General features: G+C 35.8%; 11 protein-coding genes. 10 read left to right on the forward strand and 1 reads right to left on the reverse strand.

Annotated features, from left to right (window positions below):
- The first annotated feature begins 40 nt into the window (after positions 1 to 40).
- The 5 genes from JKA74_RS20500 to JKA74_RS20520 all read left to right on the forward strand — a co-directional run bounded on the left by JKA74_RS20500 (position 41) and on the right by JKA74_RS20520 (position 6,956).
- Positions 41 to 3,049 carry a tetratricopeptide repeat protein gene (locus JKA74_RS20500; RefSeq protein WP_201433119.1) on the forward strand — a complete coding sequence of 1,003 codons (3,009 nt, stop codon included), beginning with the start codon at positions 41 to 43 and terminating at the stop codon, positions 3,047 to 3,049.
- A gap of 92 nt (positions 3,050 to 3,141) precedes the next feature.
- Positions 3,142 to 3,861 (forward strand): ABC transporter ATP-binding protein, encoded by a 720-nt coding sequence (locus JKA74_RS20505; protein WP_201433120.1) that lies wholly within the window; start codon positions 3,142 to 3,144, stop codon positions 3,859 to 3,861.
- A gap of 113 nt (positions 3,862 to 3,974) precedes the next feature.
- A complete protein-coding gene (locus tag JKA74_RS20510) occupies positions 3,975 to 4,625 on the forward strand; it encodes a response regulator transcription factor (protein ID WP_201433121.1) in 651 nt (216 codons plus the stop codon).
- A 397-nt stretch (positions 4,626 to 5,022) separates the two neighbouring features.
- Positions 5,023 to 6,237: a DEAD/DEAH box helicase gene (locus JKA74_RS20515; protein WP_201433122.1), complete on the forward strand. Its 1,215-nt coding sequence runs from the start codon at positions 5,023 to 5,025 to the stop codon at positions 6,235 to 6,237.
- Between the two features lie 341 nt (positions 6,238 to 6,578).
- Positions 6,579 to 6,956 (forward strand): PH domain-containing protein, encoded by a 378-nt coding sequence (locus JKA74_RS20520; protein ID WP_201433123.1) that lies wholly within the window; start codon positions 6,579 to 6,581, stop codon positions 6,954 to 6,956.
- Between the two features lie 69 nt (positions 6,957 to 7,025).
- On the opposite strand, the gene JKA74_RS20525 is transcribed toward JKA74_RS20520, so the two are convergent.
- Entirely contained in the window at positions 7,026 to 8,126 is a 1,101-nt protein-coding gene (locus JKA74_RS20525) for a hypothetical protein (protein ID WP_201433124.1), read from the reverse strand.
- Between the two features lie 716 nt (positions 8,127 to 8,842).
- Between JKA74_RS20525 and JKA74_RS20530 the strand changes: the two genes are divergently transcribed.
- The 5 genes from JKA74_RS20530 (at position 8,843) to panB (ending at position 14,645) form a co-directional block, all read left to right on the forward strand.
- Positions 8,843 to 8,983, forward strand: a complete 141-nt coding sequence (locus tag JKA74_RS20530; RefSeq protein ID WP_201433125.1) for a hypothetical protein — start codon at positions 8,843 to 8,845, stop codon at positions 8,981 to 8,983.
- An 81-nt stretch (positions 8,984 to 9,064) separates the two neighbouring features.
- Positions 9,065 to 10,876, forward strand: coding sequence for a tetratricopeptide repeat-containing sensor histidine kinase (locus JKA74_RS20535; RefSeq protein WP_201433126.1), 1,812 nt, complete (start codon positions 9,065 to 9,067; stop codon positions 10,874 to 10,876).
- Between the two features lie 161 nt (positions 10,877 to 11,037).
- Positions 11,038 to 11,895, forward strand: coding sequence for a DMT family transporter (locus JKA74_RS20540; protein WP_236587990.1), 858 nt, complete (start codon positions 11,038 to 11,040; stop codon positions 11,893 to 11,895).
- 372 nt (positions 11,896 to 12,267) lie between these two features.
- Positions 12,268 to 13,797, forward strand: coding sequence for a PAS domain-containing sensor histidine kinase (locus JKA74_RS20545; protein WP_201433127.1), 1,530 nt, complete (start codon positions 12,268 to 12,270; stop codon positions 13,795 to 13,797).
- A gap of 29 nt (positions 13,798 to 13,826) precedes the next feature.
- On the forward strand, positions 13,827 to 14,645 hold the full coding sequence (gene panB, locus JKA74_RS20550; RefSeq protein WP_201433128.1) for a 3-methyl-2-oxobutanoate hydroxymethyltransferase: 819 nt from the start codon (positions 13,827 to 13,829) through the stop codon (positions 14,643 to 14,645).
- Positions 14,646 to 15,186 lie beyond the last annotated feature (541 nt).

Below are 15,186 nucleotides of genomic sequence, written 5' to 3' on the forward strand. Positions count from 1 at the left end.
AAATAAATTATTTACTATGAATATTTTAATCTATTAATAAATGTCCCATTTGAATTTTTGGAAAGGATGGCGTAAAGATTTTCGGAGCATTTACCAGGTGCTCCTTTTTATTTTCTTCTTGTCCGTTGCTTACAGCTTTTATACACAATACTTTAGCGTTGATCTAGCTTCTCCATTAGAAGAGGTTCGAAAAACCCAAAGTATCGATCTATCTGTTCATAACATTTATGATTTTGTATTTGAATTAAATGTCCCTACTAGAAATTACGTGGTTTACCAGGGTTTCCTGGCTTTAAAATCAGGATTCCAGCCATGGAATAGTTATCTATTGCTGGGGATTATATTTTTTTGTTTTTCAATTCTGCTGACAGCATCCACCTATTTTAACCGATTGTGGTTCATGGTTTTCCAGTCAGTATTTGTGGTGTGGATAATCACCTTAAAATTGCAGTATTTGGAAATTTTTGGGATTGAAAGCCAGCTTTTCACTTTTCTTTTCATTGGGTTGTTTTTAGGCATAGGCTATATTTACCATGCTTTTAAAAAGGAGGCCGGGCTTTTTCAGAGATGGCTTTCTTTTTCTATTACTTTGGCAGCGTTGGTAGCATTGGTGGCTTTCGGGTCAGGTGTGGATGCTCCTGTTGTTTTTATGACCCACCATGGAATCATCGTACCAGTCATTTTATCTGTCTTGTTTATTTTTAATGTGGCTTATGAAATCATACTTCATATTTTATATTTATTGGCAGGGAAAAAGAATGAAGAAGGGAATTCCAATTTATGGCATTTCTTAATTCTTAGCTTTTTATATCTTGTTTATGTGGCGCTTACCTTTGCCCGAAACAGCTTTCTAATCGATTTGAATATTGTATATTTAGATGAGTTTATTTTGCTGGCCATTTCAGCAATACTGGGAATTTGGGGTTTTAGAAAGCGGAGTGAATTGTTTTCTAAACAGTTGGCTTTCCGTCCTTTGGGAGCTTACCTGTATTTAGTACTCGGTATCATTACATTCTCAACCATAAGCTGGATATTTTCCAATGGAAATGATCCGCTTGTTGAAACCTTTGAAGACATGATTGTCTTCTCCCACCTGGGGTTTGGTTTATTGTTTTTGATATATGTGTTGTACAATTTTGTAGCGTTATTAAATGCAGGACATGGGATTTATCCTGTAGTATTTCGTCCTGTAAATATCCCATATACTTTAGTAAGACTGATAGGATTTGGCGTTGTGGTGGCTTTGGTATTAAGAGTGACCTATTTACCTTATTATCAGGCAGTTTCAGGATACTACAATAGCTTGGGAGATTATTATGAATACGTAGATAATAATGAAGCAGCTAAAACAACTTTTAAGATAGCAAGGCAGTATGCAGTTACTAACCATAAATCTAATTTTGAAATTGGGCAAATGGAATATAACGACAAAAATTGGGCAGAAGCTTCTTCTTATTTTAAACAGGCTGCCTGGAAAAGGCCCAGTGTACAGGCTTATATCAACAGGGCTCAAACTCAATTAAATGCTTCTCTCTATTTTGAGGCCTTGTTTACATTGGAAGCTGCACAAAAGGATATTCCCGATAATCCTTATATTTTAAATATGATGGGATTGGTGTATGACGATCTCAATAAAATAGATTCCTCATTTATTTACTTTGATGCAGCCGTAAGAGCCAGTAATACGGAAAGCATCAAGAATATAGCTGAATCCAACAAATTGGCTCTTTTTGCTAAAAACAGGGTGAATGAGGAGCTGCCCGGGGAAAGTAGCATTCAAGATAAGCCTGTACCATATCAGGCTAATTATATTGCTTTGGCAAATCAAAAAAGAAAAGTATTGGAAGATTTTGTAGTAAGTGCCAAAGATATTGACACTTTTCTTACTTATAATGATTTTTCCTTCTTGTTTAACTATACTTTAAATAAAACGATAGCGCATAAGTCATTTACTGGAGATTCCATTGGTTGGCTAAAGGAGTTTAAGGAGAATAAAACATTCTTTAAATCCATCGATTACGCAATTGCTTCTCGCGAAAACTATGCAGGAGATCAAAAATCTGCTTATTCTTTGATTTATGATCTTGAAAACTCGGAGATTTCTGATGCAGGTTTTTACTATTTAACACATGGATTATGGCTCTATGAACAAGGAGCCTATAATATGGCCCATGAGAAATTTCAACAGGCTGAAAAATTAAAAATGTCCGAAGCTTCTACCTTTAGGGTCATTGCATTGATTCAGGCAGGAAGATTATATGAAGCTGCAAGAATTTACGAAGAACAATTTAAAGGAATGGTAGTAGATGACCAGGTGCTTAAGCAAGACCCTCTTTATCAGTTTCTGCAGGGAAACCCGGAAGAGCTTCCTGATAGCTTTCTCTATTTATGGTTGAAAACCAATGCATCTTTGCAACCGGAAGAAAAGAAAGCTATAAAAGATCAATTAGCTAACTCTCCATTCCTGGCACTTTATCAAATGGAAAAGGTAGTTTCTCTGGTGGAAGATGAAAAACCGGAGGAAGCGTGGGAAAAGCTTGATAGTATCAATATTGCCAAAGAGGAAATTGGATTAAGTGTTTTCAGAAATAACCTAAAGGCATTGTTGATAGCTAAACTTAATAAAATTGACCAGGTTGATGGGGTAGACACTTCTGAACTATCTGTTTATCCAAGAAATTATAAATTATTATTTGATGCTTTTCTCAGTAGAAATTCGGTAGATTCTGTAAAGGCTAATCAACTTATGTGGCGATTGGGTAATGAGAATGTGTTTTTTGATCAGGGAGTTATTATGGCCAGCGAATACTTCAGAAGCAAAGGAGAGCAAGAAAAAGCTTATGGGTTATTGGTGGAAGCAGCTCGCTTGAATGAAAGCAGTATTCCTATTCTTAAAGCTTATATATTACAAGCACTTAGGTTGAACCTTACGAGTTATGCCTCCGAATCTATGGATGATTTGGAGAAAATGTTGACAACGGAAGAATATGAAAACTTCCAAAGGAAGTATAATGAAATTAAAGAACTAAATTCACAGGAACCTTGGTAGCTCCGCTTGTCACAAATTGTTTGGCAAATAACAAGGGGCGTATTAACTTTCACCCAAGAGCTATCAACTATTAAAGCCGATAATAAAAAGAAATGGAACAATCTGTCATTCAAACTGAAAATATCTCCAAGATTTATCGAATGGGCTCCGAAACTGTGGAGGCATTAAAATCAGTCACAATTAATATTAATAAAGGAGAATATGTGGCTTTCATGGGACCTTCTGGTTCTGGTAAATCCACTCTCATGAATATTATAGGTTGTCTGGATACACCTACCAACGGACGGTATAAGTTGGGCGGACAGGACGTAAGTGATATGACAGAAAATGAGCTGGCGGAAATCAGGAACAAGGAAATTGGTTTTGTTTTCCAGACCTTTAATTTGTTGCCACGCCAATCTTCCCTGGAGAACGTAGCCCTTCCTTTGATATATGCAGGATTTAATAAATATGATAGACAGGAAAGAGCTTTAGAAGTACTCACCAGTGTGGGCTTGGGCGATCGTGCTTATCATAAACCCAATGAACTTTCCGGAGGTCAGAGGCAACGTGTGGCCATAGCCAGGGCCCTGGTAAATAATCCAAGTATTATTTTGGCCGATGAACCTACCGGTAACCTCGATACAAAAACATCCTATGAAATAATGGAGTTGTTCCAAAGGTTGCATGATGAAGGAAATACAATAGTGATGGTGACTCATGAGGATGATATTGCTAAATACGCTCATCGCGTAGTAAGGATGAGGGATGGATTAGTAGAAACAGATGAAATAAATAACGATATTACACGTGTGGGTACCCCGGCCATTTAAAGGTTTTATTTTTTGAAGAGTGATTTCAGCCTAATTTTAACTTTATCATTTAATATTTATTTTAAACATCTGATTGGTGTTGAAAAATATACTTTTAAATTTTAGCTTTGGTAATGGCAGAAATTAATTATCCTATAAAAATTATCATTGCAGATGACCATGAAATACTGGCCAATGGCATAGCTTCCATGCTGGGGAAAAACCCTGAATTTGAAATTTGTGGTACCGCCACAAATGGTAGAGAGGTACTGGACATGTTACATGAGCAAGCTGTGGATCTTGTGATTTTAGACATGAATATGCCAAAACTCAATGGCATTGAAACGACCATTGAAATCAAAGATAAATATCCTAATACTAAAGTACTGATTTTGTCAATGTTTGACAGGGAGGGGTATATTCAAAATGCCCTGGATGTGGGTGTGGATGGATATGTCCTGAAAAATGTGAATGAAAGGGAGATAGATTCTGCCATCTATCGGATTATGGGAGGTAAGACCTACTTTTCTCAGGATGTAATGGAGAAAATGGCCAACAAAATGAGGGTTTATGGCGAAACAGAGGGAGGTGTAAAACTATCTGATGTAGAGCGTAAAATACTGCAATTTATTAGCGAAGGTGATACTTCTGATGAAATTGCTGTAAAATTGGAAACCAGTACTCATAGTGTGATGTCGTATCGAAAGATGTTGTTGCAAAAATTTGAGGCCAAAAATGTTTCTCACCTAATCAAAGTAGCCTATGAAAGGGGATATTTAGGCTGATTTTATACTGAACATAGATTCTACAGCTTGTCATTTGTTTGCCGCATTAAACTCTTTCTTGCTTTTGTATGTTCATTTTATTTATGAGTCGAGCATATGATTTATTTGGGCCATTTTTTATTCATAACAACGCTGGGAATAATGGCGATAACTTATTAGAAAAGTACGGATTTTCATTAGTTTATGCAGAGAACTGAGGCCTGTAGTCCTGAAAGCGGAAATTTCACTGGAATTTTCAGGCTTAGTTCTTCATCACCAAAATAATACCTATCTTTGTATCCTTCTCCACTCAATAGACACGGCAGTTTGTATGCGGTGCAGAATCATAAAAAAAAATCTTAAGCTGATAATGAATGACAATTTCCTTGTCAGCTACATTTAATTTATAATATAATACATGTCATTTGAAAATTTAAATTTAATTGAGCCTATCCAAAGAGCATTAACTGCTGAAGGATACACTACTCCTACACCCATTCAACAACAAGCCATTCCTTTAATATTAGAGGGAAAGGATGTATTGGGTTGTGCACAAACAGGTACAGGAAAAACTGCTGCCTTTTCAATCCCAATTTTACAATTATTGTATCAACAACGACAGTCCAAAAGAGGAATTCAGGTGTTGATCCTTACACCTACCAGAGAACTGGCCATACAAATAGATGAGAGTATAGCAGCTTATGGTAAATTCACACGTACCACTCATACTGTGGTGTTTGGTGGTGTATCACAGCTAAGGCAAACTACTGCTTTGAAAAGAGGAGTAGAAATATTGGTGGCTACTCCGGGAAGGTTATTGGATTTAATGACCCAGGGGTTTATTGATCTAAGGAATCTTAGCGTTTTCGTGTTGGATGAAGCTGATCGTATGTTGGATATGGGCTTTATCAATGATGTGAAAAAAGTGATAGCAAAATTACCTCCCAAAAGGCAAACGCTATTTTTCTCAGCTACTATGCCACCGGAAATACAGAAATTAGCTGATGTATTGCTTACCAGGCCGTCCAAAATTGAAGTGACACCGCCTTCATCTACAGTTGACAAAATTGAGCAAAGTTTATACTACACCAATAAACCTGATAAACCCAAATTACTATTACATCTTATCGAAGAACATGGTATTTCTACTGCATTGGTTTTTACCAGAACAAAACACGGAGCGGATAAAGTTGTTAAGTTTTTACACAAAGCAGATATTAAGTCGGCAGCCATTCATGGGAATAAAAGCCAGAATGCAAGGCAAAATGCATTGAACGAGTTTAAAAAAGGCAATATTAAAGTGCTGGTAGCTACAGATATTGCAGCCCGGGGAATTGATATTGATGAGTTGACCCACGTGTTCAATTTTGATTTGCCTAATGTGCCTGAAACTTATGTTCATCGAATTGGAAGAACAGGAAGGGCAGGTAATGAGGGAATTGCTATTTCTTTCTGCGACATTGAAGAAAGAACAGAGCTAAAAGATATAGAAAAGCTGGCAGGGATGAAAATCCCGGTAGTAGAGGAACATCCTTACACAATGGCTCCGGGAGCATTAACTCAAAAGATATTGCCTAAACAAAAAGTAGCCCCTAATAAAAAAAGGTGGCACAAAACAAAAAGAAGGAATTAAACATTGCCTTTAAGGGAAGTAAATGTGCTTCCGGATTATTCGAATCACCATTTTAGCTATTTTTTAAGTTGAAATGGTGATTTTATTTGGGTGAAAATTCATTTCCTCCTGAGCAATGAAAATGTAGTTAACTATTGTTTTTAATCACAAATTTCTAACCGCAACGGATCTTCTTCGTAAGTACTGTAATAACTAACTAATGCAATTTTAAACCCAGATTGGCATATTGCAATACTAGTTGGTCATGCTTTATAACTCTAATTGTTCATGAATAAAATAACTACAAGGGAGAAGCTATAAAATTTATGGCCAAATTTGGCCTAATATTAAATAAAGAAATCATGGGTATACTTTCTTCATTATTATCAGGAAACTCAGGTGTATTGGAATACGAAAAGCTAATTAATGATTACGAACCATTAATAGCTTTGGGAGAAGAAATAGTAGTAGGCTTTAAGCTTTCTACAGACATTTTTATTTTTACAGATAAAAGGCTTATCCTAATAGAAAAACATGAGCATGCAGGGAAAAACGTAGAATACCTGTCGATTTTCTATAAAAGTATCTCCCGCTTTAGTGTTGAGGCAGCCAGGGCTTTTGACTCTGATTCGGAATTAAAGATTTGGATTCAGGGAGAAATTAAACCAAGCATTGTAAAGAAATTTAGTAAGGCTGTGAATGTTTATGAAGTGCAGAAAATTTTAGCCCAGTACGTTTAGAAAGAAAAATGCTTTGCTGAGGCTTCAAAATCAGGATAGTAGAAAATTTCTATTTTACACTGCTTTGATCTAATTGAATTGAGATTCCTTGTCCAAATCTTCCCACCTCTTCTGGTAGTCCGTATAAAGCTTTTTGATAAAGGTGTCCATTTCATTGGATACCAGTTGAAGCTTGGACGCTACTTCTTTTACAGTTTCCCTGTTCATTTTGTCCAATTCAATAAGCTGAGTGAGGCCTTGCATAGTAGCTACAGGTCTTCTCATTACATGGGAAATGTCAAAATTAATCTGTTCCAAAACATTTTCATAGGCTTTTTGAAGACTTATATCTTTCACTGCTCCAAAGCATAAAGTCTCACCTGCGTCATTTAAGTAGGTATTAATCCTTACCATATAATATTTCCTTATCTCACTATCTTCTTTTAGTGCATAAGAAAATTCAATGGGACTGCTTAGTTCCTTATTCAAAAGATATGCCCTGAAATCCTGAAAATCCATAAGATGCAAGATTTTGAAAATTGCCTCAGGGGATGTCTGATGCTCAATTTCCCAAAAGTGGGGATGCATTTGAATAAGTTCCTGGCTTACGGATGGTAAAGCCAGTTGTCCGTCCGTACTAATGATTAACTCAAAGTGCGCACCGGGCAACTGGTTTAGGGATTGTATTAGTGTAGGTTTTGGTTGAAGGTTTACCCTTTCCATGACGTTCTCTAAACGAAGTTTAGCTGTATATAGGCTTAGCTCCTTGAGTGCATGTTTGTTCTGATCAATGGAAGAAGGATTTTCAGGGTGTAAAACTCCAATGAGTCCACACATTTGTTGGTTATTGTCAAAAATAGGAAAAACTAAAACTTTTGGATATTGCTCATAAAGTTTAAAAAAGTATAAATCCTGAAATAAAGTATGGTATTTAGTATTGGGAGCATAAAAGCAAGCAGCATTTATTTTGCTGAACCTGTCTTTATAAACAGAAAAATCGGTTGATTGAAAACTTTTTATACCCTGTGTGTGATGGTGTGCAGCATGAAAGCCCTCTTCCCATAATAATATGAACGACATTTTACTAGCACAAAGACCTGTAGTCATCGACAATATATTATCCAGTACGCTATGCAGCATAAAATGCTGAGGCTTAATGTGGTTTAAATTATATTGTACTGGAAGATTCATTTCCTTTATTTGAGTTTAGATAAAATGGCTACATAAATCCTAATTTTTCAGCTTGATAGTTGTTAGTTTCTTCTATGAAAAACCCTTCAGGTCGAGGTAAAGAACATAAACAGTATAGGGGACCTGTTAATATTCTCTTTAGTAACCCCGACCCTTTGGGTGGTATCGCATATAATTAAAGTTTTGGTTGATGCCGTATGAAGGCATTGATTAGTTGTTTGCGATAGTTCAAATGTAGGAGAAGTTTTTTAAATAAAAATTACCCAAATGAGTAGAAAAAAAACTTTAATTAGGGTGTTTTCACCGAGGAACTAGTAAGTATTCACCGAGGAACTAGTAACGCAATACCTGTATATAGGTAATTTCACTCAATTTTTCAATGGCTATGGTGTTGGTAAATATAAGAAAATCAAGAATTGATTTTCTTAAGAAATAGCACTTTAAAGTTAATTAACAAAGGTTATCGACCTTTGTTATCACTTTTCATCCTGGTTGGTTAAGTAGAAGTTTAAACATTGATTATTCTGAATAGTGGGTAAAATATCTTCATTTATGGGGTGTTTTTCTACTAAATATATAGCCAGGTTACTACTGTAAATAATTACAATCTTACTTTTTTGGGTATTTTATATTAAATATTGAAGCCTTAATATTGTATTAATTAAAGAATATTAATTTATAAGAATGAATCATTAAATCACTAAACAATTTATATTATGAAAACGCTTAAAGTATTGAAGTTCGCATTTTTATTTGTTGCCATCTTTTCCTTTGCTGGATGTGAATTAATTGAAGAGCCAGAATTTGATACAGAAACAGGCAGCAGCCAGCAAGAAACTGTTGATATGGAAGATTAAAAATGAATAACAAAATTTCTACCTAAATAAAACGACCCCCATTTTTTGAAAAATAAACCTTATCATTTGTATATTTAACATATGATAAGGTTTTTTTTTATTCTCATAATAATTCATCATTTCAGTACAAATCTTTTTTCGCAAGATTATATTAAAGAGATTGATTCCTTAGTCGATGTTGCAAAAGAATTAAGAGATAAGAACCAGCTTAATGAGGCTATTGTTGCTTTTAACCAAGCTTTAGATGTTTCCTTACAAAATAAGGATTCAATAAATATTGCTAAGGTCTATAATTATCTAGGCACTACTTATAGACGGAACAATAATAAAAAGAAGTCATTAAACTCTGTTTATAAAGCCATAAAGATCAATAAGGCAATTGAAAATCGTAATGGGCTTATTTATAACTATAATAATTTGGCTAATTACTATAATAATGAAGAGTCTTATGATTTAGCTTATAAATACTATAAACTGGCTGAAGAGCTTTTGTTGATTGAAAACCATAAACGAAATTTGGCCGGTATTGAGCTAAATATAGCAACTTTATTTTCTAATCAGAAAAGTGGATTCTATAGTTATGATTCTGCTGTTATATACATTTTAAAATCATTAGAACTCTTCACCCAATTAGAGGATACTCTTAACCAGGCATATCTTTACAATAACCTAGGATTTTTATATGAAAAGAATGGCAACCTACAACCTGCTTTGGAAAGTTATCAGCAGTCAATCGAGCTGAAGAGTGAAATAGGTGATAGCAGCGGACTTGCTGTATCTTTTCTTAATATAGGAAATGTCTATCTTCAGCAAGATGAATTTGAGAAAAGTATTGAGTATTATAATAAGAGTTTAGCCCTGTCTCATTTTGTGGGTAACCCCAATCATGATTTGCATTTGTTATTTAATATGGTAAAAGCCAAAATGGGTGTTGGCTTGGTGGAAGAAGCCACCTCTCTTCTTGGAGTATATAATAACTTGCGGGATTCAATTTACGATTTAGATAAAATGCAGGAGATCAAAGATATAGAAACCAAATATGAAACAGAGAAGAAAGAGGAAGAGATAAGAATGCAGGAAATGGCCATCCGGCAAAAAACCTTTCAAAGCAACTTGTTTTTAGGCCTTTCCATTCTTCTGGTCATATTGGTAGTAAGTACTGTTTTCTTCTTTTTGCAAAAGCAGGATTATGTTAAAAAGCTGAGAGTTGAGGAGATAGCTACCATGAAAACGGAGCAGGAACTCAAAGAATTGAACGCCATGATGCATGGACAGGAAGAGGAACGAAATCGTATAGCCAATGATTTGCATGATAGGCTAGGGGCCAGATTGTCTTCTATTAAATTGTTGTTTCAGAGCGATGATTCTCAGGAAATGAAATTGAAAGTACTGGATTCTATCAACGAGGCCATTAAGGAAACCCGGGAAATTTCCCATAATTTATCAACGGATATGTTGACCAGATTTGGGATAGAAACAGCTATTAAGGATACTGTACGGTCCATCAATGATGCGGGTAAAATACAAGCTGATTTTGTTAGTTATGGCCTGCAGGAACGACTTCCACTTGAGATTGAAAGGAACATCTATCATGTAACATTGGAGCTGATCAATAATACACTCAAACATGCAAATGCCAATCATTTATTGGTGCAAATCAGTTGCGTGGATGATGAGATCAATGTCTTTTATGAAGATGATGGAGATGGTTTCGATTTGAATAAAGTGGAAGGTTCAGGAATGGGACTGCGGGGAATATATGCACGGATGAATTCCATAAAAGGTGCAGTATATGTAAATACCAAACCCGGAAAAGGCCTCAACGTAGTTTTGAGTATTCCTCTTGTCAGTGTTATACCTCTAGTCAAGGTAAAAAGAGAAGAACCAGCCTGATTTGCCAGTAAAACTTTGCCGAAGTTCTTTGCTGGAATTATTTAACTTTAGAAAAGGAGGAAGTAGCAATTCTTAGATTTATTATTTTCATTTTCTTACCATTATTAAGAAAGCTCTTTAGCTTTGCAATTGCAAACCAAATTACTCAATCAATCTACTCAATGAACAAAGGCGTAATATATATGCTGATAGCAGGCTTGTTTTTTGCCATCATGAATGTGCTGGTCAAAATGTTGCCCACCATTCCTGCCATAGAAATTGTGTTTTTTCGTTCTCTTATTTCATTTGTAATGAGCTATGCATACCTCAGGTCAGTGCGCATACCCCTCTTTGGGAACAATAAAAAATGGTTGATTGCCCGCGGACTTGCAGGAGCCATAGCGCTAAGCATGTATTTTTATACTCTGCAAAACATTCCATTGGCCAGTGCCGTCACTATTCAGTTTTTGTCACCCATCTTCACTTCTGTATTGGGTATTTACATTGTAAAGGAAAAGGTAAAGCCCCTACAGTGGGTGTTTTATTTAATTGCTTTCATAGGAATTATTGTTATTCAGGGCTTTGATCCACGTATTTCATTCACCATGTTTCTGATTGGCATTTTAGCTGCAATCTTTTCTGGCCTGGCCTATAATTTTATCCGCAAAATTAATACTAAAGAACACCCATTGGTCATTGTATTTTATTTCCCACTGGTTACCCTGCCACTGGCTGGGATTTATTCAGCATTTAACTGGGTAATGCCAACAGGCAATGAATGGTATTTACTAATACTGATTGGGGTTCTGACACAGTTTGCTCAATATTTCATGACAAAGTCTTATCAGTCAGAAGATTTATCGAAAGTAGCAAGCTTGAGTTATTTTAGTATCATCTATGCTTTGGGTTTTGGATATGTGTTTTTTGATGAGAAGTTTAATTTAATGGTTTACGCAGGTATTGCCATGATATTATCAGGTGTTGTTTTGAATATTTGGTACAAAAATAAAATCAAAGGGCAAGTGGGTGAGACATCCTGACAAATTGAGGTTAATGGTTTTTTAGCCAACAGATTGCTTTACATGAATTCCGTCCAAAGATGAAGTGACAAAAGGCTTCTGACGGTTTTTTGCCACTTCTTACAACCGTCTGACGCCTTCGCACTAAGTGCTGGTTATCGACCCAGTTGAGACGGTTCCATGTATTCATTATAATAGGCCTGAAAATAATTTTTTTTTAATTTTTCTCGACAGAATATAATGATTGATCGAGATAATAGGAAAAGAGTTGGAGCTTCAATTTGTTGTTTGTAAACTTATCGAGAATTTTATAGTATTTTAGCGATAGGCTCTGAAAGTTAATCAATTGTTATTGCATTGACCGATGCTAAATGCAATGATATAAATCCCCTAATGGATAGAAATAAAGAAATATCTGAAAAGTTGAAGGAAGAACTCAATCAGGAAAAGCTTAAGAATAAGGAATTGCTTCAAAGGCTTCAAAAAGTTCAGAAAAGACTTTCCCAATATGAGCATGCTTCCGATGGAGCGAGTGAAGGGCTATGGGAGAGAGATCTTATTACTGGCGAGGTTTTTATTTCACCACCATGGGCTAAAATGTTAGGTTTTGAGCCGGAAGAGGTTGAAAGTGATAAGTATTTTTGGGAGAATCTTATTCATCCGGAAGACAAGTCTATGGCTTTAAATAGTTTTGAAAGTTACATAAGGGGTGAAGCTGACAAATATGATATTGACTTTCGCTTGAAAACCAAGGATGGGGAATATATTTGGGTACATTCTAAAGCTAAAGTTAGTAAAAATGAACAAGGGAAAGCTATTAGGATTTCAGGTTCCCATACAGACATTACAGAAAAGAAACGTTCGGCAGTGCAACTAAGAGCCAGCGAAAAAAAATACAAACATTTATTTGAGAATTCCCTGATTGGTATGATGCGTGTAAAAGCGACAAGCTGGGATGTTACAGAAATCAATCAAAAAGGCTTGCAAATTTTGGCGCTACAGGAGCCAAAGCGTCATATGAAATTTCAGGAGATGTTTGTGGAGCCTGAACAAATTCGTGAAATTACTGATTTAATTCAGAAGCATGGCGTAGTTGAAGATTTTGAAGTGAAAGTACTTAGATGGGATGAATCAGAGACCTGGATATCCCTATCTGCAGTGGTATTTGAAGATGTAGATCAAAATTTCTATGACATTATCTTTAGGGATATTTCTGAGTTTAAAGGTAATCTGATAGAGTTGCAAAGGCTCAACTTTGAACTGGATAATTTTGTGTACCATGCATCCCATGATATTCGCTCACCCTTAAGGTCTATGATGGGGCTGATCGAGATTTTGAAGACTGAGAGGAATCCCTCCGAAGTTAAAAAAATTGTTGAAATGATTTCAGGGAGTGTGAACCGTCTTGATAAGTTTGTGGTGGACTTATTGGCTATGTCAAGAAATAATCGTTTGACAGAACCTACCGTGCTCATCAACTTTATGGTAGAGATCAATAATAGTGTCACTAATTTCCATCATGTATTCACTACTAAGGATTTGGAAATCAGGGTAAAAATACATGAAGTAGTACCTTTTTACTCTGATCTGACCAAAATCAGGATTATACTGAATAACCTTATCTCTAATTCCATTAAATATAGAAGAACTTCTGCGGGCCTTGTTTCTTTTATTCATATTTATGTTACTACAAGCCCGGAAAATGTTATCATAAAAATAGAAGATAATGGTGAGGGTATTTCACCGGATAAGCTGGAAAAGATTTTTGATATGTTTTATAGAGCATCGGAAAACAGCGAAGGAAGTGGTTTAGGAATGTATATAGTGAAAAATGTGATTAAAAAATTAGATGCAGAGATAAAAGTTGAGTCAGAAGAGAAAATTGGTACTACCTTTATCGTTACAATACCTAACAGGAAATAATTTTTTAGTATAATAAAAGAAGTAAGTTTATGTCAGTCCATAAGAAAGCCATCAAAAAAATCACAACTCATCAGTTGCAGGAGATGAAATCCCGAAAGGAAAAGATATCCATGCTTACAGCATATGATTTTTCAATGGCCAAATTGGTGGATGCAGCCGGGGTAGATGTTATTTTGGTGGGTGATTCTGCATCGAATGTGATGGCTGGTCATGAAACAACTTTACCTATTACCCTGGATCAGATGATTTACCATGCATCCTCGGTAGTTCGGGCAGTACAACGAGCCCTGGTAGTAGTGGATATTCCTTTTGGATCTTATCAAGGTAATTCTTCTGAAGCCTTACGTTCTTCTATCCGTATTATGAAAGAATCCGGAGGACATGCTGTGAAAATGGAAGGTGGGGCTGAAATAAAAGAATCCGTTATTAGAATATTGAGTGCAGGTATTCCTGTAATGGGGCACCTGGGTTTAACTCCTCAGTCTATTTACAAATTTGGCACCTATACTGTAAGAGCTAAAGAAGAAGAGGAAGCCGAAAAACTTATTGAAGATGCTAAGGTTCTGGAGGAGTGTGGCTGTTTCAGTATTGTATTGGAGAAAATACCCGCCAAATTAGCTAAAAGAGTGGCGGAAACGGTTAACATCCCTATTATTGGAATAGGAGCGGGACCTGATGTGGATGGACAGGTACTGGTTTTACATGATTTGCTTGGTATTACAACTGAGTTCAAACCTCGTTTTTTAAGGCATTATGCCCGACTGGATTCTGTAATCACTGAAGCGATTGGGAAATATGTGGAAGATGTGAAAAGTGTGGATTTTCCCAATGAAGATGAGATGTATTAATTTTTCCTTCTACGCCAGCGTTTGGTCACAAATGCTTTGAGTAACTAATTTTAACCAAAATGGATACAAAGTTTGCACAATGGCCGCAAAAAAAACTCCAGTGCCTTCTGTGTAAAGCTCAGCATTCTCTGTGATAAGACCCATTAGTAGTAATAAGCGCACTGTACATGCTCGTTTGTGAGAACACAAAACTAGGGCGGACATGGTGGGTCTTTAACTCTCCCAGATGGTTTGGATATTAGGTAACTATAAGGAAAGTGCGTTTAATTTCTTCCATAATTCAAAATGCTTTAGAATGTCTTTTGTTTTAAACGGAAAATAAACGCACTCCCTTTTAACTTTTGTGAAAGGTTTTTAATTAATGTATTTTAAATTAAAGATTGGAATAAGAAACTTCCAAAAGTCTTTAATATTAAGGTAATGATGTCAAAAATAGTTGGTGATTTTTATCTAGTAATTGTATTATCTTAGGATTGTAAATCTGAAGAGGAAGTAGGCTCTGCTGAGGAGCAACCTATCAGCAATAAGGTTTACCAACTGG

Origin of the sequence: Marivirga aurantiaca (assembly GCF_016679925.1) — a bacterium.
Classification (GTDB): domain Bacteria; phylum Bacteroidota; class Bacteroidia; order Cytophagales; family Cyclobacteriaceae; genus Marivirga; species Marivirga aurantiaca.

Excerpts from the sequence above, each read along its gene's own strand:
- JKA74_RS20500 (WP_201433119.1), top strand. The coding sequence starts at position 41 with ATGTCCCATTTGAATTTTTGGAAAGGATGGCGTAAAGATTTTCGGAGC.
- JKA74_RS20505 (WP_201433120.1), top strand. The coding sequence starts at position 3,142 with ATGGAACAATCTGTCATTCAAACTGAAAATATCTCCAAGATTTATCGA.
- JKA74_RS20510 (WP_201433121.1), top strand. The coding sequence starts at position 3,975 with ATGGCAGAAATTAATTATCCTATAAAAATTATCATTGCAGATGACCAT.
- JKA74_RS20515 (WP_201433122.1), top strand. The coding sequence starts at position 5,023 with ATGTCATTTGAAAATTTAAATTTAATTGAGCCTATCCAAAGAGCATTA.
- JKA74_RS20520 (WP_201433123.1), top strand. The coding sequence starts at position 6,579 with ATGGGTATACTTTCTTCATTATTATCAGGAAACTCAGGTGTATTGGAA.
- JKA74_RS20525 (WP_201433124.1), bottom strand. The coding sequence starts at position 8,126 with ATGAATCTTCCAGTACAATATAATTTAAACCACATTAAGCCTCAGCAT.
- JKA74_RS20530 (WP_201433125.1), top strand. The coding sequence starts at position 8,843 with ATGAAAACGCTTAAAGTATTGAAGTTCGCATTTTTATTTGTTGCCATC.
- JKA74_RS20535 (WP_201433126.1), top strand. The coding sequence starts at position 9,065 with ATGATAAGGTTTTTTTTTATTCTCATAATAATTCATCATTTCAGTACA.
- JKA74_RS20540 (WP_236587990.1), top strand. The coding sequence starts at position 11,038 with ATGAACAAAGGCGTAATATATATGCTGATAGCAGGCTTGTTTTTTGCC.
- JKA74_RS20545 (WP_201433127.1), top strand. The coding sequence starts at position 12,268 with ATGGATAGAAATAAAGAAATATCTGAAAAGTTGAAGGAAGAACTCAAT.
- panB (WP_201433128.1), top strand. The coding sequence starts at position 13,827 with ATGTCAGTCCATAAGAAAGCCATCAAAAAAATCACAACTCATCAGTTG.